Below are 23,918 nucleotides of genomic sequence, written 5' to 3'. Positions count from 1 at the left end.
GGCCGCCGCGGCTTGCCACTCGCGCAACACGCGCGATGCATTTCCACGGCCCAAAAACGCAAAACCCCGCCAACGCGGGGTTTTGTGACGTCCTGAAATTTTAATAGATTTCAGGCATATCGACGCAGTCGCATCGCGAAGTCTTGCAGCGCCTTGATGCCGCTCTGCTCGGCGCGATGGCACCAGTCCTGCAATTGCGCCAGCAATTGCTCGCGCGACGCGTTGGAGCGCTCCCACATCGCCGCCAGTTCGTTGCGCATATCGATGTAGGTCTTCAGCTTCTGGCTGCTCGCAAAAATCTGCGGCAGCTGGAGCTTCTGCGGCTCATTAAGGCCCGCCTCTTCCTTGTGGAACCAGCTACGCGCACCGCGCATCACCTGATACTTCTCGCGCGCGCCGACTTCCTTCAGATGCGCGAGCTCCTGACGGTACGCGCGCTTGATCGCCTTCGCGTAACGCTCCATCACTTCGTAGCGGTTCGCGAGCACAGCCTGCAGCGTGTCCTGATCAAGCACGAGCTTGCCGGTGGTCAGGCGCGGCGTCGGCGCGATCTTCTTCACCTTGGCCAGACGAAACGCCTGCATGATGCGGATGTACATCCAGCCGATGTCGAACTCGTACCACTTGTTCGACAGCTTCGCGGACGTCGCATACGTGTGGTGATTGTTATGCAGTTCCTCGCCACCGATGATGATGCCCCACGGGAAAATGTTGGTGCTCGCATCCGACGAATTGAAGTTGCGATAGCCCCAGAAGTGCGCAAGACCGTTGACCACGCCCGCGGCCCAGAAAGGAATCCACACCATCTGCACGGCCCAGATGGTCAGACCGACGACGCCGAACAGCGCGACGTTGATCACCATCATCAGGCTCACGCCGAGAATCGGGTATTTCGTGTAGACGTTGCGCTCGAGCCAGTCATTCGGCGTACCGTGACTGAACTTGCGCATCGTTTCTTCGTTTTTCGCTTCGGTGCGATAGAGTTCGGCGCCTTCGAGCAGCACTTTCCAGATGCCGCGTGTCTGCGGGCTGTGCGGATCTTCTTCGGTTTCGCACTTCGCGTGATGCTTACGGTGAATCGCCGCCCACTGGCCGGTCAGCATGCCGGTGGTCATCCACAGCCAGAAACGGAAAAAATGGCTCGCGATCGGGTGCAGATCCAGCGCGCGATGCGCCTGGCAGCGATGCAGATAGACGGTCACGCCGATAATCGTGATGTGCGTCACGATCAGCGTGTACACGACGAGTTGCCACCACGAGAAATGCAGCAGTCCGTGGGCAAGGAAATCAAGCAAAGAATTCAACAAGGTAAGTTACCTGCAGAACGAGAGATACGAAGCACACGCGGCGCGTGTGTCATGAAAGTGAAAGCATACAGCGGGATAGGACGTTATTCTACTGGAAGCGTTCCAAGTGTTTGTAACAAATAGGGATTTTTTGTGCGCTATCAAGCCGATAGCGATTGCCTCGGCACTGGCGCATCACTTGCGACGGCCAAAAGCTGGGTCTAACGATCGCCGTTGGCGGCCCCGTCGGCGGGCCCGAGCGCTGAACCGGTCGCGGTGTCGGGCACCGCATCGGTCATTGCTGCCGGCTGCGGCATTGCGCCGCCTGCCCGACCGACGATGCGCACCTCGCGTTGCGCAAGCGGAATCCTGATGCCGTGCTCGGAAAAGAGACGCCAGATGTTGCGGTTGACCGCCGAGAGCACGCCACGTGTGCCGCTCGCCGCGTCTTCGATCCAGAAGCCCAACTCGAGATTGACGCCGTCCGGGCCGAAACCGACCAGAAACGGCGTCGGCGCCGGCTCGCTCAGCACCCGCGGCACGTCGGCCGCGGCCAGGGCGAGCAGCGTCATCGCGTGCTCGACGTCGGATGTGTAGGCGATCTGCACGGGCACCCTCGCGTGGCCACGAGTCAGAAACGACGACTGGTTTTGTACGACGTCGGTGATCAATTTCTCGTTCGGAATCAGCGTTTCGATACCGTCGAGTCCGCGCACGACGGTATAGCGCGTGCGGATCTGCGTGACGCGGCCCTGCAGGCCGCCCACGTTGATCGCGTCGCCGATCCGCAACGAGCGGTCGAGCAGGATGATGAAGCCCGACACGTAGTTGCTCGCGATCTTCTGCATGCCGAAGCCGAGCCCGACGCCGAGCGCGCCCCCGAACACACCGAGCACCGTGATGTCGATGCCGACGATCGACAGGCTGATCAAGATCGCCGCGAGCACGAAGGCCGCGCGGCCGACGCGCGCGACCACCACCTTCAGATTCGCGTCGAGCGTCTTCGAGCGCATCAGGCGGTCTTCGAACGAGGAGCCGAGCCACATCGCGACGATCATCGTGACCGCGACCCACAGCAGCCCAGTGATCAGCGACAGCAACGTCATATGCGCATTGCCGACGCGGAAGCTCACGCTGTCCATCCATGCGATGACGGCGTTCTGAATGCCCAACAGCGTGAGCACCATGCCGACCCAAACGACCACCGACACGATTTTCTCGACCAGAAACAGCCACGGATGCTCGCCCCCTTCGCGGTTGAACACCCGCCGCGCGAAGAAGAACACGATGTAGATCAGCCCGATGCCGACGAGCGGCACCAGCGCCAGATCGAGCAGCGCGGTGTCCATGAACTGGCCGGCGATCGCCCGCGCGAGCCACACGAGCGCCGCGCCGATCAGCGGAAAAGCCGCTCGATCCAGACTTTCCATGCCGAAGCGCAGGCTCTCGTAGCGCGGCGCTTGCGACCGCTTGATCCGGCGGCGCAGCGTCCGCGCGAGCAGCCACGCGACGAGCAGTGTCCCGAGCAGGATCGCGACCTGCCACAGCATCACGGGCTGACCGAAGTCGCGCGCGATATCGCTGAACATGTGGGGAAAAGTCGTGTGCATGGATGTCGCCGAAATCGCCGGCACGTGCGGATTCATCGGCCAATCCGCGCGCGCCGGCCTGCAGCCGGTTGCCTAGCTCTGGCGCTCGAGCACGGCGGCGAAGAAGCCGTCGGTCGCGTGGCGGTGCGGCCACAGCGACAGGTAGTCGCCCATCTCCAGCTCGATGCGCTGCTCGGCGAGCACGTCGCGCACGGGCACCAGCGCGAAATCAGTGTGGTCGGCGAGGAACTGCTGCACGACCGCCTCGTTTTCCGCGTCGAGAATCGAGCACGTGGCATAGACGAGCCGCCCGCCCTTCTTCACGAGACGCGCCGCGCTCGCGAGAATCGACGCCTGCTTCGGCGCCAGCTCGGCGATCGACTCCGGCGACTGGCGCCACTTCAGATCCGGATTGCGGCGCAGCGTGCCGAGGCCGCTGCACGGCGCATCGACGAGCACGCGGTCGATCTTGCCAGCCAGACGCTTGATCTTCGCGTCGTGTTCGCTGTCGATCAGTACCGGATTCACGTTCGACAGGCCGCTCCTCGCGAGCCGTGGCTTCAGCTTCGCGAGACGACGCTCGGAGATGTCGAACGCGTAGAGTCGGCCGGTCGAGCGCATCGCCGCGCCGAGCGCAAGCGTCTTGCCGCCCGCGCCCGCGCAGAAATCGACGATCATCTCGCCGCGCCGCGGCGCGACCAGCGAGCACAGCAGCTGGCTGCCCTCGTCCTGCACTTCGAGCCAGCCCTGCTGGAACGCGTCGAGCTTCGTCAATGCCGGCTTGCCGACCACGCGCACGCCGAGCGGCGCGAACGGCGTCGCGCCCGCCTCGATGCCGGCCTTCGACAGCGCGCCCAGCACGTCGTCGCGGCTCGCCTTGATCGGATTCGCGCGCACATCCAGCGGCGCCGGGTAGTTCAGCGCGGCGGCCAGCTGCGCGAGTTCGGGACCCTCGAAACGCGTGCTCAAAGCCTGGCAGATCCAGTCGGGCAGATTCAGGCGAATCCGCAGCGGCAGGCTTTCCGGGTCGATCTTCGACACGTGTTCGAGCCACGTCGCCTCGGCCTCGCTGACGAACGGCTTCAACGCCGAACGTCCGGCCGTTTGCATCAGGCCCAGCAGGGCCATGCGGCGCGCTGGGCTGCCGGTGCCGCTTTCGGCCAGATGCGCGAACTCCATCCGGCGGCGCAGCACGGCGAACACCGCCTCGGCGATCACACCGCGCTCGGCGTGGCCGAGCTTCGGATGCGCGCGGAAGAAGCGGCTCGTGGTGGCGTCCGCGGGGCCGTTCAGCCGCAGTACTTCGGCCAGCAGCGTTTCAGTTTGTCCAATCAGGAAACCATGCAATCTCATGCGCCCTCTCCGGCGGTGTAACCGGCAAAGAGCCATTGCGGCTCCGACGGCGTAAGCGTGACGCGCGAGCCGTCCAGAGCGAGACGCCCTTCGACGAACCAGCGCACCGCGCGTGGATAAATGATGTGCTCGGTGGCGAGCACGCGTGCGGCGAGCGTCTGTGCGGTATCGCCCGCCTCGACGGGCACGGCCGACTGCACGACGATCGGTCCGTGATCCAGCTTTGATGTGACAAAATGCACCGACGCGCCGTGGAACCGCACGCCGGCGTCGAGCGCCTGCTGGTGAGTCTTCAGGCCCGGAAAACTCGGCAGCAGCGACGGGTGCACGTTCAGCATGCGCCCGGCGTAATGGTCGACGAAGCGCTCGGTCAGCACCCGCATGAAGCCCGCGAGCACGACGAGGTCCGGCGCGATAGCGTCGATCTGCTCGGCGAGCGCCGCGTCGAAGCTGTCGCGATCCGGAAACTGGCGGTGGTCGACCACCGCCGTGGCGATACCATGCGACGCCGCGAACGCGAGCCCCGCGGCATCGGGACGGTTGGCAATCACGGCGGCGACCCGCGCCGGCCAGCCTTCGCTCGCGCAAGCGCGCACGATGGCTTCCATGTTGCTACCCCGCCCGGAAATCAGGATGACGAGTTTTTTCATGCGCGGATTTTATCATTCGGCAATCGCCCGACCGCGACCGCGCAGCCGTCTATTGCGCCAAGCGTTTATAATCGATTGTTTTGCGGCACCCTGCCCGCGTCCCTATTGCAATCGCAGCAACCGCTGCAACCCGCTATCGTGAGAGTCTTCCGCGGTCTTCCCAATGCCGAGAGCCGCGCGCCGTGCGCGCTGACCATCGGCAACTTCGACGGTGTCCACCGCGGCCACCAGGCTCTGCTCGCGCACGTGCGCGCGGCCGCCAACGCGCGCGGCCTGCCCGTCTGCGTGATGACCTTCGAGCCGCACCCGCGCGAGTTCTTCAACCCGGCCGGCGCGCCGCCGCGCATCGCGATGCTGCGCGACAAGCTCGAGGCGCTGCGCACCAACGGAGTCGACCGGATCGTCGTCGAGCACTTCAATCACACGTTCGCGAGCCAGTCGCCAGATGCGTTCGTCGAGCGGATCATCGTCAACGGCTTGCACGCGCGCTGGATCATGATCGGCGACGACTTTCGCTACGGCGCGAAGCGGGCCGGCGATTTCGCGTCGCTGCGCGAGGCCGGCAAGCATTACGGCTTCGAGGTCGAACAGATGGCAACGGTCGCCGATCCGTCGGGCGCGCGCATCTCGAGCTCGGGCGTGCGCGCGGCGCTGGTCGCGGGCGACCTCGACTCGGCGCGCGCCGCGCTCGGCCGCGACTATCTGATCAGCGGCCACGTTACCCATGGCATGAAGCTCGGCCGCGATCTCGGCTTTCCGACGCTTAATCTGCCGATCGCGCACAAGCGTCCGGCTCTAGCCGGCATCTTCGTCGTACAGGTGCACGGCATCGCCGAGCACCCGCTGCCGGGCGTCGCGAGCCTCGGCCTGCGCCCCACCGTCGACGATTCCGGCCGCGTGCTGCTGGAAGTGCACCTGCTCGATTGGCACGGCGACGCGTATGGCAAGCTCGTGCGCGTCGAATTTCTGAAGAAGCTGCGCGACGAGGAGAAGTTCGTCGACCTCGAAACGCTGACCGCCGCGATCGCGCGCGACGTCGCCAATGCGCGCGCATGGTTCGCCGCGGTCGGCGCCGGCACGCCGGGCAGCCGTTCCACCGGTTTCGCCACCTCGGCCACCGACCGAATTAGATAACCGCCGCGGTTCGGGCCGGCGCGCCGCGCCGCACGAACCGTCGCCGCGCATCGAAGGGCATCCGGGTTTCACGCGGAGCCGCCTGCCGGGCGCGCCCCGCTCCTCGCGCAGCGCGCAATCCGCGCGCCGCTACGCATAGAAACGAATTCACCGCCACCCACATCATGAGCAACAAGAAAGCCGATTCGAAACCGCAGTCCCGCTACACGGTCAACCTGCTCGACACGCCGTTTCCGATGCGCGGCGACCTGCCCAAGCGCGAGCCGCAATGGGTCAAGGACTGGCAGGAACGCAAGGTGTACGACAAGATCCGCGCCGCCTCCCAGGGCCGCACCAAGTTCATCCTGCACGACGGGCCGCCGTATGCGAACGGCGACATCCACCTCGGCCACGCGGTGAACAAGATCCTGAAGGACATGATCGTCAAGGCGCGCAATCTGGCGGGCTTCGACGCGGTCTACGTGCCGGGCTGGGACTGCCACGGCATGCCGATCGAAATCCAGATCGAAAAGCAGTTCGGCAAGTCGCTGCCGGCGGCCGAAGTGATGCAGAAGGCGCGCGCCTACGCGACCGAGCAGATCGAGAAGCAGAAGGCCGGCTTCCGCCGCCTGGGCGTGCTCGGCGACTGGGACAATCCGTACAAGACGATGAACTTCGCGAACGAAGCCGGCGAAATCCGCGCGCTCGCGAAAATCATGGAAAAGGGCTACGTGTTCCGCGGCCTTAAGCCGGTCAACTGGTGTTTCGACTGCGGCTCGGCGCTCGCTGAAGCGGAAGTCGAGTACAAGGACAAGACCGATCCGACCATCGACGTGCTATTCAGCTTCGCCGAACCGGAGAAGACCGCGCAGGCGTTCGGCCTTGCCGCGCTGCCGCGCAACGAAGGCGGCATCGTAATCTGGACCACCACGCCGTGGACCATTCCCGCCAACCAGGCGCTGAACCTGCACCCGGAAATCGTCTACGCGCTCGTCGATACGCCGCGCGGCCTGCTGATCCTCGCCGAGGAACGCGTCGAGGCGTGCCTGAAGCTGTACGGCCTCGAAGGCACGGTCGTCGCGACGACGCCGGGCGAAAAGCTCGTGAACCTGCGCTTCAACCACCCGCTCGCGTCCGCGCACCCGGGCTACAAGCGCACTGCGCCGGTCTATCTCGGCGACTACGTGACGACCGAAACCGGCACCGGCATCGTGCACTCGTCGCCCGCGTACGGCGTGGAAGACTTCGTGTCGTGCAAGTCGCACGGCATGGCCGACTCGGACATCATCAACCCGGTGATGGGCGACGGCCGCTACATCGAATCGCTCGCACTGTTCGGCGGCCTGTCGATCTGGGCGGCGAATCCGCAGATCGTCGAGGCGCTGCAAGGCGCCGGCGCGCTGCTGCGCACCGAAAAGTACACGCACAGCTACATGCACTGCTGGCGCCACAAGACGCCGATCATCTACCGCGCCACTTCGCAGTGGTTCGCCGGCATGGACGTGAAGCCGAACGACGGCGACAAGACGCTGCGCGAGACCGCGCTCGAAGGCATCGAGAATACGGCGTTCTATCCGTCGTGGGGCAAGCAGCGCCTCTTCAGCATGATCGCGAACCGCCCGGACTGGACGCTGTCGCGCCAGCGCCAGTGGGGCGTGCCGATGGCGTTCTTCGTGCACAAGGAAACCGGCGAGCTGCATCCGCGCACGCTGGAGTTGCTCGAACAAGTCGCGCAGCGCGTCGAGAGAGAAGGCATCGAGGCATGGCAGACGCTCGATCCGCGTGAGCTGATCGGCGACGACGCCAACCTGTACGAAAAGAACCGCGACACGCTCGACGTGTGGTTCGACTCGGGCACCACGCACTGGCACGTGCTGCGCGGCTCGCACAAAGACGAGCTGCAGTTCCCGGCCGACCTGTACCTCGAAGGCTCGGACCAGCACCGCGGCTGGTTCCATTCGTCGCTGCTGACCGCGTCGATGCTCGATGGCCGCCCGCCCTACAACGCGCTGCTCACCCACGGCTTCACCGTCGACGGCGAAGGCCGCAAGATGAGCAAGTCGCTCGGCAACGGCATCGATCCGCATGAAGTGGCGAACCGCCTCGGCGCGGAAATCATCCGCCTGTGGATCGCGTCGACCGACTACTCGGGCGAGCTCGCGATCTCCGAGGAAATCCTGAAGCGCGTGACGGAAGGCTATCGCCGTATCCGCAATACGCTGCGCTTCCTGCTCGCGAACCTGTCGGACTTCGACTTCGCGCAGCATGCGCGTCCGGTCGAAGACTGGCTCGAGATCGACCGTTACGCGGTGGCGCTGTCTGCGAACCTGCAGAACGACATCCTCGCGCACTACGAGAAGTACGAGTTCCACCCGGTCGTCGCCAAGCTGCAGACGTTCTGCTCGGAAGACCTGGGCGGCTTCTACCTCGACGTGCTGAAGGACCGCCTGTACACGACCGCGGCGGATTCGGTCGCGCGCCGCTCGGCGCAGACCGCGCTCTATCACATCGCACACGGCCTGCTGCGCGTGATGGCGCCGTTCCTGTCGTTTACCGCGGAAGAAGCGTGGAAGGTGTTCCAGCCGGACAGCGAAACGATCTTCACCGAGACTTACCACGCGTACCCGGCCGTGCCGGACGCGGGCGCGCTGCTCGACAAGTGGACCTTGCTGCGCGCGGTCCGCGGCGACGTGACCAAGGCGCTCGAAGAGGCGCGGGTCGCGAACCTGATCGGCTCGTCGCTGCAGGCGGAAGTCGAAATCCGCGCGAGCGGCGCGCGTTACGACGCGCTCGCGAGCCTCGGCGACGACCTGAAGTTCGTACTGATCACGTCGGCGGCAACCGTCGTCAAGGTCGATAGCGAAGCGGACGAAGGTGTCGAAGTGATCGCCTCGAAGTACCTGAAGTGCGAACGCTGCTGGCACTATCGCGCGGACGTCGGCTCGAATGCCGAGCATCCGTCGCTGTGCGGCCGCTGCTTCAGCAATCTGTACGGCAGTGGCGAAACGAGGAGCGCGGCATAATGGCGAGAACCATGTCGAAAACGTCCACCGCAAGCGGCTCGCTCGCACCTTGGCTCGGCATCGCGCTGATCGTCATCCTGTTCGACCAGCTGACGAAAATCGCGGTGCGCAAAGTGTTCGCCTACGGTGTGCCGCACGAGGTTACGCCGTTCTTCAACCTGATTCTCGTGTTCAACCGCGGCGCCGCGTTCAGCTTCCTGGCGATGGCGGGCGGCTGGCAGCGCTGGGCGTTCACCGCGCTCGGCGTGGTCGCGGCGCTCGTGATCTGCTACCTGCTCAAGCGGCATAGCGGGCAGAAAATGTTCTGCACGGCGCTCGCGCTGATTCTCGGCGGCGCGCTCGGCAATGTGATCGACCGGCTCGCGTACGGCCACGTGATCGACTTCCTCGACTTCCACGTGGGCGGCTGGCACTGGCCGGCGTTCAATCTCGCCGACAGCGCGATCACGATCGGTGCGATCCTGCTCGTGATCGACGAGCTGCGGCGGGTACGCGGCACACGCTAACGTCGCCGACGCGAGGCACGGCCGCGGTTGCGAGAGCCGCGCCTCACGTCCGGTTTGAAACGCGCGGCGACGGCGACGGGCAACGCCCTCGCGCCGCCTCGCGATCACGCTTTGTCGGAGGCTTTCGTTGGCAACCGCTGAACTCGCAGGCAAACATCTCGTCCTCGGCATGACGGGCGGCATAGCCTGCTACAAGATCGCCGAACTCACGCGTCTGCTGACCAAGGCAGGCGCGACCGTGCAGGTCGTCATGACCGATGCGGCCACGCAGTTCATCACCCCCATCACGATGCAGGCGCTGTCGGGCCGGCCGGTCTACACGAGCCAGTGGGACGTTCGCGTGCCGAACAACATGGCGCACATCGATCTGTCGCGCGAAGCCGATGCGATCGTGATCGCGCCGGCGTCGACCGACTTCCTCGCCAAGCTCGCGCACGGCATGGCCGACGATCTGCTGTCGACTCTGTGCATCGCGCGCGACTGCCCGCTGCTCGTGGTGCCGGCGATGAACCGGCAAATGTGGCAAAACCCGGCCACGCAACGCAACGTCGCGCAATTGCGCGCGGACGGCGTCGAAGTGCTCGGCCCCGATTCGGGCCCGCAGGCCTGCGGCGAGATCGGCGATGGCCGCATGCTCGAAGCGGCCGCGACCTACGAGGCGATCGCGTCGTTCTTCGCGCCGAAGATCTTGTCCGGCCGCCGTGTGCTCTTGACCGCCGGCCCGACCTTCGAACCGCTCGACCCGGTGCGCGGCATCACCAATCGCTCGAGCGGCAAGATGGGCTTCGCGCTCGCGCGCGCCGCGCAGCAGGCCGGCGCCGACGTGCATCTGGTGGCTGGTCCGGTCGCGCTGGAAACGCCGTGGGGCGTATTGCGCGAGGACGTGCAGACCGCGCAGCAGATGCACGACGCGGTGATGCGCGCGGTCGCCCAAGCGGACATCTTTATCGGCGTCGCGGCGGTGGCCGACTGGCGCGTCGACCACGTCAGCGATCAGAAGATCAAGAAGACCGCCGAGCGCACGCTGCCGAGCTTTTCATTCGTCGAAAATCCGGACATCCTCGCGGCGGTCGCCCGGCTGCCGAAGCCGCCGTTCGCGGTCGGCTTCGCCGCCGAAAGCGACAATCTCGAAGTCCACGGCGAGGAAAAGCGCGCGCGCAAGAACGTGCCGCTGCTGATCGGCAATCTGGGGCCGCAAACGTTCGGGCTCGACGACAATGAAGTGATTCTGTTCGAAGCAGGCCGCGCGACGAAGCTGCCACGCGCCGACAAGCAGACGCTGGCGCGCGCGCTGATCGCGGAAATCGCGAAGCGTGTGCCGGCCGGCATCAGTCCGGTTGGCTGAACGAGCGAGCGGCATTGGGCCCGTGTGGCCCTACCGCCTTTGCCCGGCCAGCCGACCGGAACCATCTGGAGCACTACTGCCATGACGCTACTCTCCGTGCTCGATCAAACACCGGTGATCGCCGGCCATTCGGTTGCGGACGCGATCGCCGCGACCATCGAACTCGCGCAGCTCGCCGACGACCTCGGCTACACGCGCTATTGGTGCGCCGAGCACCACGGCCTGCGGGGCGTGTCGAACCCATGCCCTGAAGTGATGCTGGCGCGCCTCGGCAGCGTGACCAAACGCATTCGCATCGGCTCGGGCGGCATCATGCTGCCGTACTACAGCGCGTTCAAAGTCGCCGAGCAGTTCATGATGCTCGAGGCGCTATTTCCGAACCGCATCGATCTCGGCGTCGGACGCGCGCCGGGCGGCGACATGCGCACCGCGCAGGCGGTCGCGGCCGGCGCTTACAATCGCGGCGAGATTTTTCCGCAGCAGGTCGCCGAGCTGCTCGGCCTCATGCACGGCGCGCTGCCCGACGATCATCTCGCGCAGGGTGTGCTGCTGCAGCCGCAGATCGATACGCGCCCGCAACTGTGGATGCTCGGCTCGAGCGAATTCGGCGGTCTGCTCGCGGCGCAGCTCGGCATCCGCTTCTCGTTCGCGCATTTCATCAACGCGCATTTCGGCAAGCAAGTCGCTCTGGCGTATCGCGAGCGCTTCCAGCCTGGCAAAGAGGCGTCGCAGCCGTATCTGGCGGCCGCGGTCTTCGTGATCTGCGCGGATACCGAGCAAGAAGCCGCGGACCTCGAAAAAGCCGTCGATCTACGTCGCGTGCAGATGGCGTATGGCCTGAACGAACCGATTCCGTCGATCGAGCAAGGCATCGCGCAGGAATATGGCGAGCGCGAACAGCTCGTGATCGACCGCGAAAAACCGCGCAGCATCATCGGCACGCCTGAGCGCGTGACCGAGCGGCTCACGGATTTGCAGCAGCAGTTCCAGGCCGACGAGCTGATGGTGCTGACCGTCGCGGGCAGCTATCGCGCGCGCTTGCGCTCCTACGAACTGCTCGCCGACGCATTTCAGCTCGGCTCGAACCAAGCGGCTTGATCGCAGAGGTTTTGCCGGTCAGCCGTGCGCCCCTCCACCAAACCCACCCCCAACTATCGAACCTGAATGAAACTCGACCTGAAGATTCTCGATCAGCGCATGCGCGAACAGCTCCCCGCTTACGCGACGACCGGTAGCGCCGGCCTCGATCTGCGCGCCTGCCTCGACGAACCGCTGACGCTGAAACCCGGCGAAACCGCGCTGGTGCCGACCGGACTCGCGATCCACGTCGGCGACCCCGGCTATGCGGCGCTGATTCTGCCGCGCTCGGGTCTGGGCCACAAGCATGGGATCGTGCTCGGCAATCTGGTCGGCTTGATCGATTCCGACTACCAGGGCCAACTGATGATTTCGACGTGGAATCGCGGCGAAACGACGTTCGTGCTGAATCCGATGGAACGCCTCGCGCAACTGGTGATCGTCCCGGTCGTGCAGGCTAGGTTCAACATCGTCGATGACTTCGAGGAAAGCGCGCGCGGCGCGGGCGGGTTTGGCAGCACCGGCAAGCATTGATCGATTGCTGCAACGCGGCGGCGGCGTTCAGCGCGTGCCGCGAGCAGAAGATCAGAGCATAAAAAAACGGCGCGGGATAAAACCCGCGCCGTTCTGTTTTTGGCGTCTGGCCAGCTTGACTCAATGCCGGCCTGACTGACATCACTCGACTTCCACCGCCTCAGGATTCGGATTACGCGGCGCCGGATGCTCGTCGAAGGTCAACTGCACCTTGTCGTCCGCATCGACGTCGACCGTCACGCGGCCGCCGTTCATCAGCTTGCCGAACAGCAGCTCGTCGGCGAGCGCGCGACGGATTGTGTCCTGGATCAGGCGCTGCATTGGCCGCGCGCCCATCAACGGATCGAAACCGTGCTTCGCCAGATGCTTGCGCAGCGCATCGGTGAACAGCGCATCGACCTTCTTCTCGTGCAGCTGATCTTCCAGCTGCATCAGGAACTTGTCGACCACGCGCATGATGATTTCCTCATCGAGCGCACGGAAGCTGATCGTCGCGTCCAGACGGTTGCGGAACTCCGGCGTGAACATGCGCTTGATGTCGACCATCTCGTCGCCCGCCTCGCGGCGATTCGTGAAGCCGATCACTGCCTTGCCCATCGCCTCGGCGCCCGCGTTCGTCGTCATGATGATGATGACGTTGCGGAAGTCCGCCTTGCGGCCGTTGTTGTCCGTCAGCGTGCCGTGGTCCATCACCTGCAGCAGCACGTTGAAGATGTCCGGATGCGCCTTCTCGATTTCGTCGAGCAGCAGCACGCAGTGCGGCTTCTTCGTGATCGCCTCGGTCAGCAGGCCGCCCTGGTCGAAACCGACGTAGCCCGGCGGCGCGCCGATCAGCCGGCTCACCGCGTGACGCTCCATGTACTCCGACATGTCGAAGCGGATCAGCTCGATGCCGAGCGTGAACGCGAGCTGCTTCGCGACCTCGGTCTTGCCGACACCGGTCGGACCGGAGAACAGGAACGCGCCGATCGGCTTGTCGAGCTTGCCGAGGCCCGCTCGCGCCATCTTGATCGCCGCCGACAGCGCGTCGATGGCCGGGTCCTGGCCGAACACGACGCTCTTCAGGTCGCGGTCGAGCGTCTGCAGCTTGCTGCGATCGTCTTGCGACACGCTTTGCGCCGGCACGCGCGCGATCTTCGAGATGATTTCCTCGATCTCATTCTTGCCGATGGTCTTCTTCTGCTTCGACTTCGGCAGAATGCGCTGCGCCGCGCCCGCTTCGTCGATCACGTCGATCGCCTTGTCCGGCAAATGACGATCGGTGATGAAGCGCGCCGACAGCTCAGCCGCCGCCGACAGCGCACCCGACGAATATTTGACGCCGTGGTGCTCCTCGAAACGCGATTTCAGCCCGCGCAGAATCGCCACCGTCTGCTCGACGGTCGGCTCGGTCACGTCGACCTTCTGGAAACGACGCGACAGCGCCGCGTCCTTTTCGAAGATGCCGCGATATTCGGTGAAGGTGGTCGCGCCGATGCACTTCAGCGTGCCCGACGAGAGCGCCGGCTTCAGCAGGTTCGACGCATCCAGCGTGCCGCCGGACGCGGCGCCCGCGCCGATCAGCGTATGGATTTCGTCGATGAACAGAATGGCGTGCGGACGCTCCTTCAGTTCCTTCAGCACCGTCTTCAGACGCTGCTCGAAGTCGCCGCGATACTTGGTGCCAGCGAGCAACGCGCCCATGTCGAGCGAATACACCTGGGCATCCGCGAGGATATCCGGCACTTCGCCACGCGTGATGCGCCATGCGAGCCCTTCGGCGATCGCGGTCTTGCCGACACCGGCCTCACCGACCAGCAGCGGATTGTTCTTGCGCCGGCGGCACAGCACCTGCACCACACGCTCGACTTCCGACTCGCGCCCGATCAGCGGATCGATGCGGCCGTCCTTCGCCATCTGGTTTAGGTTCTGCGTGAACTGGGCGAGCGGCGTTTCCTTCTGCGCGGCGGCTTCGTCGGACTCGGCATTCGCGTCGCTCGCTTTCGCGGCGTCTGAACTGCTCGTCTTGGCGATGCCGTGCGAGATGAAATTGACCACGTCCAGACGCGTGACGCCCTGCTGCTGCAGGTAGTACACCGCGTGCGAATCCTTCTCGCCGAAGATCGCGACCAGCACGTTCGCACCGGTCACTTCCTTCTTGCCGTTCGAGGTGGACTGCACATGCATGATCGCGCGCTGGATCACACGCTGGAAACCGAGCGTGGGCTGCGTGTCGACGTCGTCCGTGCCCGGCACGGTCGGCGTGTTGTCATGAATGAAGTTGCGCAGGTTCTGACGCAGATCCTCGATATTGGCCGCGCATGCGCGCAGTACCTCTGCCGCCGTCGGGTTATCCAACAGCGCGAGCAAAAGATGTTCGACCGTTATGAACTCGTGCCGTGCCTGGCGCGCTTCCATGAACGCCATATGCAGGCTGACTTCCAGTTCCTGGGCAATCATGCTTCCTCCATCACACACTGCAGCGGATGCCCGGCCTGCCGTGCGTGGGTAACGACTTGCTCGACTTTGGTCGACGCGATGTCCCGCGTATAGACCCCACAAACTCCCCTGCCCTCGCGATGCACCTTCAACATGACCTGCGTTGCGGTTTCACGATCTTTATTGAAATATTCCTGCACGATCATCACGACAAATTCCATCGGCGTGAAGTCGTCATTCAGCAGCACCACCTTGTACATGGACGGCGGCTTGAGTTTCTGCTCCTGCCGTTCCAGTACGGTGCCGTCCTGCTTGTCCGGGATAATCGCCATACACCCATTCTAAACAACTAGGACAGGCCCGCAATCCTGTCGAAACCCGGCCGTCCGGCCGATGAGCCCGTTCGCTGCCGCCCGGCGGTCACGACGCTGTCATGATCGGCCGGCTTCTCGCGTTATCGACGGGCCGATTGCGGTGCCGGCCCCCATCCTGTCATGCACGGTGCGTGCTGCACCGCGGTCGGATCGAGTATCGCACAACCTGCCGGTACTGGCTGCGAGCGCTCGCCGCGCTGGGCGTCGGCGCCGCGGGCACAGTCAGCATGTGAGTCGATTATGCGACTTTTCAAGCCACGCCGCTTGCGCCACCGCACATACGGAAGCGGTAAAAACCCTGGAAAGCGGCCTGTTTGCAACGCGACAACGACGTCTCAAAATTTTCTTGACACTCGAATAAAGAGCCCCAACAATCAAGCTGGCACTTTTTTCACTAAGCCATAATTTCGAAAAAATGCCGATGGTGAGCTTGTGAGGAGGGGACGACTGCCTCGCGCAGTCGTGGCTTTTCGAGGGCTCGTGGTAGTGACATGAGTTACAGGGGAAGTTGGAAATGGCAACTGGTACGGTCAAATGGTTCAACGACGCCAAAGGTTTCGGATTCATCACGCCTGATGAGGGTGGTGAGGATCTGTTTGCACACTTCTCGGCCATCCAGATGAATGGGTTCAAAACCCTGAAGGAAGGTCAGAAGGTCACCTTCGAGGTTGTGCAAGGCCCGAAAGGCAAACAGGCATCGAACATTCAGACTCCTGCCTGAGGCGGCTCTGCGGCGGTTCGTTACCCGTCCTTTTTGAAACCCGGCTTCGTGCTGGGTTTCTTTTTTGCGGTGGCTTTCTGTTGCAGCGGATTTCCCGCCGGAAAATCGCGCGAAAATCCCGGGTATAAAAATACCCCGGCCGTTTGCTGGCGCCGGGGCATTTATGCAAAACGGATAATCCCGGCGCATCAATTACATATTTTCGATCATCACTTGCCCAAATGCGGAACACGACACCTGGGTCGCGCCTTCCATCAGACGGGCAAAATCGTAAGTCACGCGCTTTTGCAGGATCGATTTTTCCATCGAGCTGATTATCAGATCCGCCGCCTCGAACCAGCCCAAGTGGCGCAGCATCATTTCCGCCGACAGAATTTCCGAGCCGGGATTCACGTAGTCCTTGCCCGCGTATTTCGGCGCGGTGCCGTGAGTCGCCTCGAACATCGCAACCGAATCCGACATATTCGCGCCCGGCGCGATACCGATGCCGCCAACCTGCGCGGCGAGCGCGTCGGAGATATAGTCGCCGTTCAGGTTCAGCGTGGCGATCACGTCGTATTCGGCCGGGCGCAGCAGGATCTGCTGCAGGAACGCGTCGGCGATCACGTCCTTCACGACGACGTCGCCGCCCGTCTTCGGATTCCTGACTTTCATCCACGGACCGTCGTCGATCAGTTCCGCGTTGAACTCTTTCTGCGCGAGCGCGTAGCCGTAGTCGCGAAACGCGCCTTCGGTGTACTTCATGATGTTGCCCTTGTGCACCAGCGTCACCGAGCGGCGTTCATTGTCGATCGCATACTGGATCGCCTTGCGCACCAGACGTTCGGTCCCTTCGCGCGACACCGGCTTGATGCCGATGCCCGACGAATCCGGGAAGCGGATCTTCTTCACGCCCATTTCTTCGCGCAGGAACCTGATGATCTTCTTCGCCTGTTCGGATTCGGCCGGCCATTCGATGCCCGCGTAAATGTCTTCCGAATTCTCGCGGAAGATCACCATGTTGGTCTTCTCGGGCTCACGCACCGGCGACGGCACGCCCTTGAAATACTGCACCGGACGCAGGCACACGTAGAGGTCCAGTTCCTGGCGCAACGCGACGTTCAGCGAGCGGATGCCGCCGCCGACCGGCGTGGTGAGCGGCCCCTTGATCGATACGATGTATTCCTTGACCGCCTGCAACGTTTCGTCCGGCAGCCATACGTCCGGGCCGTACACCCGGGTCGCCTTCTCGCCCGCGTAGATTTCCATCCAGTGGATTTTCTTCTTGCCGCCGTACGCCTTTTCGACCGCCGCATCCACGACCTTGAGCATGACCGGCGTGATGTCCAGACCGGTGCCGTCGCCTTCGATGTACGGGATGATCGGCTCGTCGGAAACGTTGAGCGAGAAGTCGGCGTTGACGGTGATCTTATCGCCACCTGCCGGAACCTTGATGTGCTGATACGGCATGATCGGACTCCAGTGAAAGCCGTGCAAAAGCTGATGGGAGACTGCGAAAGAGATACGCTCGCCACGCAATGCCGAACCGCCGCGAGCGGCCTGGCCGCTATTCTAGCCCACGCCCCAGGCACGACGCGGCCGCCGCGCTCTCCGTGTTTTCCAAGATCGACGCCCCCTCGACCGCGCCACGCTCCTCTGTAAGATAGAAGAATCTGCCTGCCGATTTATGCATTATCATCGCGCCGTACCGCTCTGCCGTCTCGCTCTCCTATGCGCCTTCTCGCCCTCAACAAGCCGTTCGGCACCATCTGTCAATTTTCGCCACATGAGACGCGCGCGTCGCTTGCAGACTGGGTCAAGGTACCGGGTGTCTATCCGGCCGGCCGCCTCGACTCGGATAGCGAAGGCCTGCTGCTGCTCACCGACGACGGCGCGCTGCAGGCGCGCATTGCGGAGCCGCGTCACAAACTTGTCAAACGCTATTGGGCGCAAGTCGAAGGCGCGGTCGACGACGCCGCGTTGAAACAGCTCGCACGCGGCGTCGATCTCGGCGATTACGTGACACGCCCATGTCAGGCGAGCTATGTCGAACCGTCTGGCTCGCTATGGACGCGCACGCCGCCGATCCGCTATCGCGCGGCGATCCCGACCACGTGGATCGAACTGTCGATCACAGAAGGCAAGAACCGTCAGGTGCGTCGCATGACGGCCGCGGTCGGTTTTCCGACGCTGCGTCTCGTGCGCGTCGGCATCGGTGCGCTTGACATTTTTTCACTCGGACTACAACCCGGTGAGAGCATCGCGTTGCGAGCGAACGCGCCGTGGGATGGCGTCGCCTGAACGCGAATCAGCCTGCACGTGATCACTGGAAACACGTTTCACGGCCGTGACAATCAACGCTACCTCGTTGTAGCAGCACACAAAACAATGCGTGAAACGCAAGCCCGAAATGCGTGAAACAAATGAGCTCGCGCGAGCCTGCGTGATGCAGTTCAATCGCGTGTGATCACGACAAAAATTTCCGCGCAATTCACGTCAACCGCCGTACAAGTCCACGCGTTATTCGACGCAGATGCCGCCGACGCTATCCGGCATTCAGCCTTAAAGACCTTTGCATAAGCCGTTTTTGCGCGGCGAGTACGAAAGTCCGAACGCTAGCAGACGCGTCGAAAAATTTGTTCGATGCGGCTGTCAACCGAAAGGTGGATGGCACGTTTACCGTCATGACTCTACATTTGCCGGGTCATTTGGTTAATTAACTCAAGCTGAGGATTCACAAAATGAACAAACTGATCGCCGCTCTGGTCGCTGGCCTTTTCGCAACGGCAGCATTCGCACAAGCATCGGCACCGGAAGCAGCTTCGGCAGCTCCGGCAGCAGCAGCCTCGTCGGCAAAGAAGACCACCAAGCACGCTCACAAGAAGTCGCACAAGAAGGCAGCAGCTGCAGCTTCGGCAGCTTCGGAGTAAGTTGCTTGTAAAAACGCAGTAAAGAACTAGCTTCATTGCCGTTCTTACGGCGTTGTAAGGCAGATCACCGCAAGGCGATCTGCCTTTTTGTTTTTGACACGCTCGCGTAACATGCGCGAGTCGATTTCAGCAAGGAGTCTTGTCGTGCGATTTTCCATCCGCTCGTCGGTGGCGCGTTTCGCCGTTGCCGTTGCACTGCCGCTCGCGGCGCTGTCGTTCGCCGCTACCACGGCTCCCGCCCTGGCGCAGCAGATGCCGCCGGGCGCCAAGCAGCCGGGCGAGTTTCCGCGGGTCAAGCTGACCGCTGGTATGTTCGTGATCGACGCGGCCGTCGCCGCCAACGACGCGGATCGCGAACAGGGCTTGATGTATCGCACGAAGCTCGGACCGAACGAAGGCATGCTGTTCGTGTTCAACGAGAACGCGGGCCATTGCTTCTGGATGAAGAACACGCTGATTCCGCTGTCGATCGCGTTCATACGCGCCGACGGCACGATCACCGACATCGACGAGATGCAGGCCGAGACCACCAACAACCACTGCCCGACGCACAACGGCGTGTTCGCGCTGGAAATGCCCAAGGGCTGGTTCACGGCGAAGGGCATCAAGCCGGGCATGCAGATCCAGGGCTTGCCGCCGGTGCCGGGTATCACGCAGTAAAGCCTCTCACCGCCGGGCTGCACCCCTGCGCGGCGCCCCCCAGATGGCCACCCGGGCGTCTCCGTAAGCTGCCACTGGCCAGCCCGGCCGTCCCGCCCTGCTTTCCCGCAAAAACCCGGCGCCTCAACCCGAGGCGCCGGGTTTTTTTCCGCCCGCATAGCCCCGCGCGGCCAGCCTTCGCGCCGGCTGGCAGGATTCATGCAAAAGACCAATCGAAGCGCTATCCTTGTAATCTCGATTTGGTAACGCCACATAAAGCACCACCCAGACTCCCCGGGCGGCTGACGCGGTCGCCCGGCATGCGTTTCAGGCGCGTCATTACAAGGAGATTCACGTGCCCCGCAAGACTCCAATCGAGCGCTACCGGAATATCGGCATCAGCGCTCACATCGATGCCGGCAAAACCACCACCACCGAACGGATCCTGTTCTACACCGGCGTGACCCACAAGATCGGCGAGGTTCACGACGGTGCGGCGACGATGGACTGGATGGAACAGGAGCAGGAGCGCGGCATCACGATCACGTCGGCGGCCACGACCGCGTTCTGGAAAGGCATGGCCGGCAACTACCCCGAGCATCGGATCAACATCATCGACACCCCTGGGCACGTCGACTTCACGATCGAAGTCGAGCGCTCGATGCGCGTGCTCGACGGCGCGTGCATGGTGTACGACTCGGTCGGCGGCGTGCAGCCGCAATCGGAAACCGTGTGGCGCCAGGCGAACAAGTACAAGGTGCCGCGCATTGCGTTCGTCAACAAGATGGATCGCGTCGGCGCGGACTTCTTCCGCGTGCAGCGGCAGATCGGCGAACGCCTGAAGGGCGTCGCCGTGCCGATCCAGATTCCGATCGGCGCGGAAGAGCACTTCCAGGGCGTGGTCGACCTCGTCAAGATGAAGGCGATCTACTGGGACGACGCGAGCCAGGGCATCAAGTTCGAGTATCGCGACATTCCGGCTGAACTCGCCGCAACGGCGAAGGAATGGCACGACAAGATGGTCGAGGCCGCGGCCGAGGCGAACGAGACGCTGCTCGAAAAGTACCTGGGCGGCGAGCATTACCTGAGCGAAGAAGAAATCAAGCAGGGCATTCGCGCACGCACGATCGCCAATGAGATCGTGCCGATGCTGTGCGGCAGCGCGTTCAAGAACAAGGGCGTGCAGGCGATGCTCGACGCGGTGATCGACTATCTGCCGTCGCCGGTCGACGTGCCCGCGATCACCGGCCACGACGAGCACGACAAGGAGATCGAGCGTCATCCGAACGACGACGATCCGTTCTCGGCGCTCGCCTTCAAGATCATGACCGACCCTTTCGTCGGCCAGTTGATCTTCTTCCGCGTGTACTCGGGCGTCGTCAATTCGGGCGACACGGTCTACAACGCGGCCAAGGAAAAGAAGGAGCGCCTCGGCCGCATCCTGCAGATGCATGCGAACGAGCGCAAGGAAATCAAGGAGGTCTACGCGGGCGACATCGCCGCGGCCGTCGGCCTGAAGGAAGCGACTACCGGCGACACGCTGTGCGATCCTAATCATGTGATCATCCTCGAAAAGATGATCTTCCCGGAGCCGGTGATCTCGCAGGCCGTCGAGCCGAAGACCAAGGCCGATCAGGAGAAGATGGGCATCGCGCTGAATCGTCTCGCGCAGGAAGATCCATCGTTCCGCGTGCAGACCGATGAGGAATCCGGACAGACGATCATCTCCGGCATGGGCGAACTGCACCTGGAAATTCTGGTCGACCGGATGAAGCGCGAGTTCGGCGTCGAAGCAACTGTGGGCAAGCCGCAGGTCGCCTATCGCGAAACGGTGCGCAACAAGGTCGAGGACGTCGAAGGCAAGTTCGTCAAGCAGTCGGGCGGCCGCGGCCAGTACGGCCACGCGGTGATCGCGCTCGAACCTTCCGAACAGGGCAAGGGCTACGAGTTCGTCGATGCGATCAAGGGCGGCGTGATCCCGCGCGAATTCATCCCGGCGGTCGACAAGGGCATCCAGGAAACGCTGAAAGCGGGCGTGCTGGCGGGCTATCCGGTCGTCGACGTGAAGGTCACGCTGACCTTCGGTTCGTACCACGACGTCGACTCGAACGAAAACGCGTTCCGCATGGCTGGCTCGATGGCGTTCAAGGAAGCGATGCGCAAGGCGAAGCCCATACTGCTCGAACCGATGATGGCCGTCGAGGTGGAAACACCCGAGGACTTCATGGGCAACGTGATGGGCGACCTGTCGAGCCGGCGCGGCATGGTGCAAGGCATGGAAGACATCGCGGGCGGCGGCGGCAAGCTGGTGCGTGCGGAGGTGCCGCTCGCCGAGATGTTCGGCTACTCGACGTCGCTGCGCTCGGCCACTCAGGGCCGCGCGACTTATACGATGGAGTTCAAGCACTACGCCGAAACGCCGAGCAACGTCGCCGAGGCCGTGATCAACGCGAAGAAGCAATGACGCTGACGCGGCGCCGCTGAGTGTCTTGAGTTGAAGCCCGCTCCTTGTGAGCGGGCTTTTTTTCGTGGCGCCCTTGCCATCATCGCGCCACGCAGCCGCTTTTTGAACGTGCCAGAATGTCGAACAGGTACGCGGCACGCAAGCCAAGGAGGAGACGCGATGAGCCAGGATCACGAACATCCGCATTACCGGGCCGAGCACGAAGCCGCCGAAACCGGCGGACAGATCGACTGGCGCGAGCACGGCGTGAAGGTCATCCGCGGCGATCAGCTCGATACCAACACCGCGCAAACGCCGGGCATGAACCGCGCGGCTGCGATCAACGCGGCGCGCGTCGGCGCGCAGAAGATCTGGGCCGGCACCGTGACGATCCATCCGAACGCGAAGACCGGCGCGCATCATCACGGGGCGCTCGAAAGCGTGATCTACGTGGTGCGCGGCCAGGCGCGCATGCGCTGGGGCGAGCATCTGGAATTCACCGCCGAGGCCGGTCCCGGCGACTTCATCTTCGTGCCGCCCTACGTGCCGCATCAGGAGATCAATGCGAGCACCGACGAGCCGCTCGAATGCGTGCTCGTACGCAGCGACAACGAAGCGGTCGTCGTCAATCTGAACATCGATGCTGTCGAGCAGCCGGAAACGGTCTACTGGGTCGATCCGATCCACAAGCATCCGCACGATCACTGAGTCGCTCATTTGCCTGCTCATTCACCTGCTGACTGATCCGCCCGCGCCACATGACGCCTACCGCTTCGCTGCGCCGTCGCCTCGTCACGCTCTACGCGGCGCTGATCGCCGCCAACCTCGGCACCTGGCTGTGGGCGCTGATCGCGTTTCGCCGCTACCCGCTGCTGCTCGGCACCGCGCTGCTCGCGTATGGCTTCGGTCTGCGTCATGCGGTCGACGCCGACCACATCGCGGCGATCGACGCGGTCACGCGCAAGCTGATGCAAATGGGCAAGCGGCCGCTCGGCATCGGGCTCGCGTTTTCGCTCGGACACTCGACCATCGTGGTCGCGGCGACGATCGGCATCGCGTGGACCACGCATTCGCTGCACGGGCGCTTCGAGAGCCTCAAGGAACTCGGCGGCACGCTCGGCACGCTGGTTTCGGCGACGTTCCTGCTGGTGCTCGCGGCGGTCAATCTCCTGATCCTGCGCGATGTGTGGCGTCGCTACCGGCACGCGCAACACGATGGCGCCGTGGCGACCGCGTCAACCGATTCGCTCGCCCCAGCCGGGCTGCTGTCGCGTGCGTTACGCCCGCTGTTCCGGCTGGTGACCGAAAGCTGGCACATGTACCCGGTCGGCGTGCTGTTCGGGCTCGGCTTCGATACCGCGACCGAGATCGGCCTGCTCGCGATCGCCGCGTCGCAGGCGAGCACCGGTCTGCCGCTCTACTCGATCCTCGTGTTCCCCGCGCTCTTCACGGCCGGCATGACGCTCGTCGATTCGACCGATAACGTGCTGATGGTGCAGGCATACGGCTGGGCGATGGATGACCCGAAGCGCAAGCTGTACTACAACGCGAGCATCACGTTCGTGTCGGCGGTGGTCGCGATCGTGATCGGCGGCATCGAGGCGTTGGGACTACTGTCGGACCGGTTCGGCTGGAGCGGCGGCGTGTTGGATGCGATCGCCCGCATCAACGATCACTTTGGCGCGCTCGGCTATGCGATCGTCGCGGCCTTCATGGCGTGCTGGATCGGCTCGGTGCTGTTTCATCGCTGGAGACGGCCAACCGCGGCGACAGGCGCGGCAACAAGCGCGGCGCCCAAATGACTCGTTCCGGTATAACTCACTCGACCCATGCGAGGCGATCGGTAGGGATTCCAGCCGCAAGCGTTGCGACGACGACACACCGCGCGCCGTTTATCACCCGATCGGCTGGCGCGGTGCGCCGCCGGCGCGCCAGAGC

The 23,918-nt window shown here is 63.7% G+C and carries 20 protein-coding genes; 13 read left to right on the top strand and 7 right to left on the bottom strand.

The genetic code is table 11. The features are described from left to right. Window positions 1-110: 110 nt before the first annotated feature. The 4 genes from AB3X86_RS14735 to purN all read right to left on the bottom strand — a co-directional run bounded on the left by AB3X86_RS14735 (window position 111) and on the right by purN (window position 4,878). Window positions 111-1,307, bottom strand: coding sequence for a fatty acid desaturase (locus AB3X86_RS14735; RefSeq protein ID WP_368596516.1), 1,197 nt, complete (start codon window positions 1,305-1,307; stop codon window positions 111-113). A gap of 200 nt (window positions 1,308-1,507) precedes the next feature. Then, window positions 1,508-2,896, bottom strand: coding sequence for a mechanosensitive ion channel family protein (locus AB3X86_RS14730; protein ID WP_368596515.1), 1,389 nt, complete (start codon window positions 2,894-2,896; stop codon window positions 1,508-1,510). Window positions 2,897-2,968: 72 nt separating this feature from the next. Then, on the bottom strand, window positions 2,969-4,228 hold the full coding sequence (locus AB3X86_RS14725; RefSeq protein ID WP_368596514.1) for an RsmB/NOP family class I SAM-dependent RNA methyltransferase: 1,260 nt from the start codon (window positions 4,226-4,228) through the stop codon (window positions 2,969-2,971). After that, complete coding sequence (gene purN / locus AB3X86_RS14720; protein WP_176121674.1) at window positions 4,225-4,878, bottom strand: phosphoribosylglycinamide formyltransferase; 654 nt, start codon at window positions 4,876-4,878, stop codon at window positions 4,225-4,227. Before purN ends, AB3X86_RS14725 begins: the two co-directional genes overlap by 4 nt. Window positions 4,879-5,016: 138 nt before the next feature. Here purN and AB3X86_RS14715 point away from each other — a divergent pair, with 138 nt between their 5' ends. The 6 genes from AB3X86_RS14715 (at window position 5,017) to dut (ending at window position 12,476) form a co-directional block, all read left to right on the top strand. After that, entirely contained in the window at window positions 5,017-6,012 is a 996-nt protein-coding gene (locus tag AB3X86_RS14715; RefSeq protein WP_368596513.1) for a bifunctional riboflavin kinase/FAD synthetase, read from the top strand. 164 nt (window positions 6,013-6,176) lie between these two features. Beyond that, the gene (gene ileS / locus AB3X86_RS14710; protein WP_368596512.1) at window positions 6,177-9,014 is read left to right on the top strand and encodes an isoleucine--tRNA ligase; all 2,838 of its coding nucleotides are present in this window, start codon (window positions 6,177-6,179) and stop codon (window positions 9,012-9,014) included. After that, the gene (lspA, locus tag AB3X86_RS14705; protein ID WP_013090301.1) at window positions 9,014-9,520 is read left to right on the top strand and encodes a signal peptidase II; all 507 of its coding nucleotides are present in this window, start codon (window positions 9,014-9,016) and stop codon (window positions 9,518-9,520) included. Before ileS ends, lspA begins: the two co-directional genes overlap by 1 nt. Before the next feature lie 127 nt (window positions 9,521-9,647). Next, entirely contained in the window at window positions 9,648-10,865 is a 1,218-nt protein-coding gene (gene coaBC, locus AB3X86_RS14700; protein WP_368596511.1) for a bifunctional phosphopantothenoylcysteine decarboxylase/phosphopantothenate--cysteine ligase CoaBC, read from the top strand. A gap of 81 nt (window positions 10,866-10,946) precedes the next feature. Beyond that, window positions 10,947-11,963 (top strand): LLM class flavin-dependent oxidoreductase, encoded by a 1,017-nt coding sequence (locus AB3X86_RS14695; protein WP_368596510.1) that lies wholly within the window; start codon window positions 10,947-10,949, stop codon window positions 11,961-11,963. 66 nt (window positions 11,964-12,029) lie between these two features. After that, window positions 12,030-12,476, top strand: coding sequence for a dUTP diphosphatase (gene dut / locus AB3X86_RS14690; RefSeq protein ID WP_176385376.1), 447 nt, complete (start codon window positions 12,030-12,032; stop codon window positions 12,474-12,476). 141 nt (window positions 12,477-12,617) lie between these two features. Here the strand turns inward: dut and clpA are convergent, their stop codons facing one another. Both clpA and clpS read right to left on the bottom strand, forming a co-directional pair. Then, the gene (gene clpA / locus AB3X86_RS14685) at window positions 12,618-14,915 is read right to left on the bottom strand and encodes an ATP-dependent Clp protease ATP-binding subunit ClpA (RefSeq protein WP_176105239.1); all 2,298 of its coding nucleotides are present in this window, start codon (window positions 14,913-14,915) and stop codon (window positions 12,618-12,620) included. Then, entirely contained in the window at window positions 14,912-15,226 is a 315-nt protein-coding gene (clpS, locus tag AB3X86_RS14680) for an ATP-dependent Clp protease adapter ClpS (protein WP_008919570.1), read from the bottom strand. The genes clpA and clpS overlap by 4 nt, the downstream gene beginning before the upstream one ends. Before the next feature lie 556 nt (window positions 15,227-15,782). Here clpS and cspD point away from each other — a divergent pair. Further along, window positions 15,783-15,989, top strand: a complete 207-nt coding sequence (gene cspD / locus AB3X86_RS14675; protein ID WP_176105238.1) for a cold shock domain-containing protein CspD — start codon at window positions 15,783-15,785, stop codon at window positions 15,987-15,989. A 192-nt stretch (window positions 15,990-16,181) separates the two neighbouring features. On the opposite strand, the gene icd is transcribed toward cspD, so the two are convergent. Then, window positions 16,182-17,438, bottom strand: a complete 1,257-nt coding sequence (icd, locus tag AB3X86_RS14670; RefSeq protein WP_368596509.1) for an NADP-dependent isocitrate dehydrogenase — start codon at window positions 17,436-17,438, stop codon at window positions 16,182-16,184. Window positions 17,439-17,699: 261 nt separating this feature from the next. Between icd and AB3X86_RS14665 the strand changes: the two genes are divergently transcribed. From AB3X86_RS14665 to AB3X86_RS14640, 6 genes are all read left to right on the top strand, one after another. After that, window positions 17,700-18,269, top strand: coding sequence for a pseudouridine synthase (locus AB3X86_RS14665; RefSeq protein WP_368596508.1), 570 nt, complete (start codon window positions 17,700-17,702; stop codon window positions 18,267-18,269). Between the two features lie 440 nt (window positions 18,270-18,709). After that, window positions 18,710-18,898 (top strand): hypothetical protein, encoded by a 189-nt coding sequence (locus AB3X86_RS14660; protein WP_018421598.1) that lies wholly within the window; start codon window positions 18,710-18,712, stop codon window positions 18,896-18,898. 144 nt (window positions 18,899-19,042) lie between these two features. Further along, window positions 19,043-19,558 carry a DUF192 domain-containing protein gene (locus AB3X86_RS14655; protein ID WP_176105234.1) on the top strand — a complete coding sequence of 172 codons (516 nt, stop codon included), beginning with the start codon at window positions 19,043-19,045 and terminating at the stop codon, window positions 19,556-19,558. 334 nt (window positions 19,559-19,892) lie between these two features. Further along, window positions 19,893-22,001, top strand: a complete 2,109-nt coding sequence (gene fusA, locus AB3X86_RS14650; RefSeq protein ID WP_368596507.1) for an elongation factor G — start codon at window positions 19,893-19,895, stop codon at window positions 21,999-22,001. A gap of 159 nt (window positions 22,002-22,160) precedes the next feature. Continuing rightward, entirely contained in the window at window positions 22,161-22,688 is a 528-nt protein-coding gene (locus AB3X86_RS14645; protein WP_368584775.1) for a cupin domain-containing protein, read from the top strand. Between the two features lie 50 nt (window positions 22,689-22,738). Beyond that, entirely contained in the window at window positions 22,739-23,782 is a 1,044-nt protein-coding gene (locus AB3X86_RS14640; RefSeq protein ID WP_368596506.1) for a HoxN/HupN/NixA family nickel/cobalt transporter, read from the top strand. Window positions 23,783-23,918 lie beyond the last annotated feature (136 nt).

The sequence above is a fragment of the Paraburkholderia sp. BR14374 genome, assembly GCF_040948685.1.
In the GTDB taxonomy this organism is placed as follows: Bacteria; Pseudomonadota; Gammaproteobacteria; order Burkholderiales; family Burkholderiaceae; genus Paraburkholderia; species Paraburkholderia youngii.
Note: the sequence above shows the minus strand (reverse complement) of the source record. Positions and strands in the feature narration are given on the sequence as shown.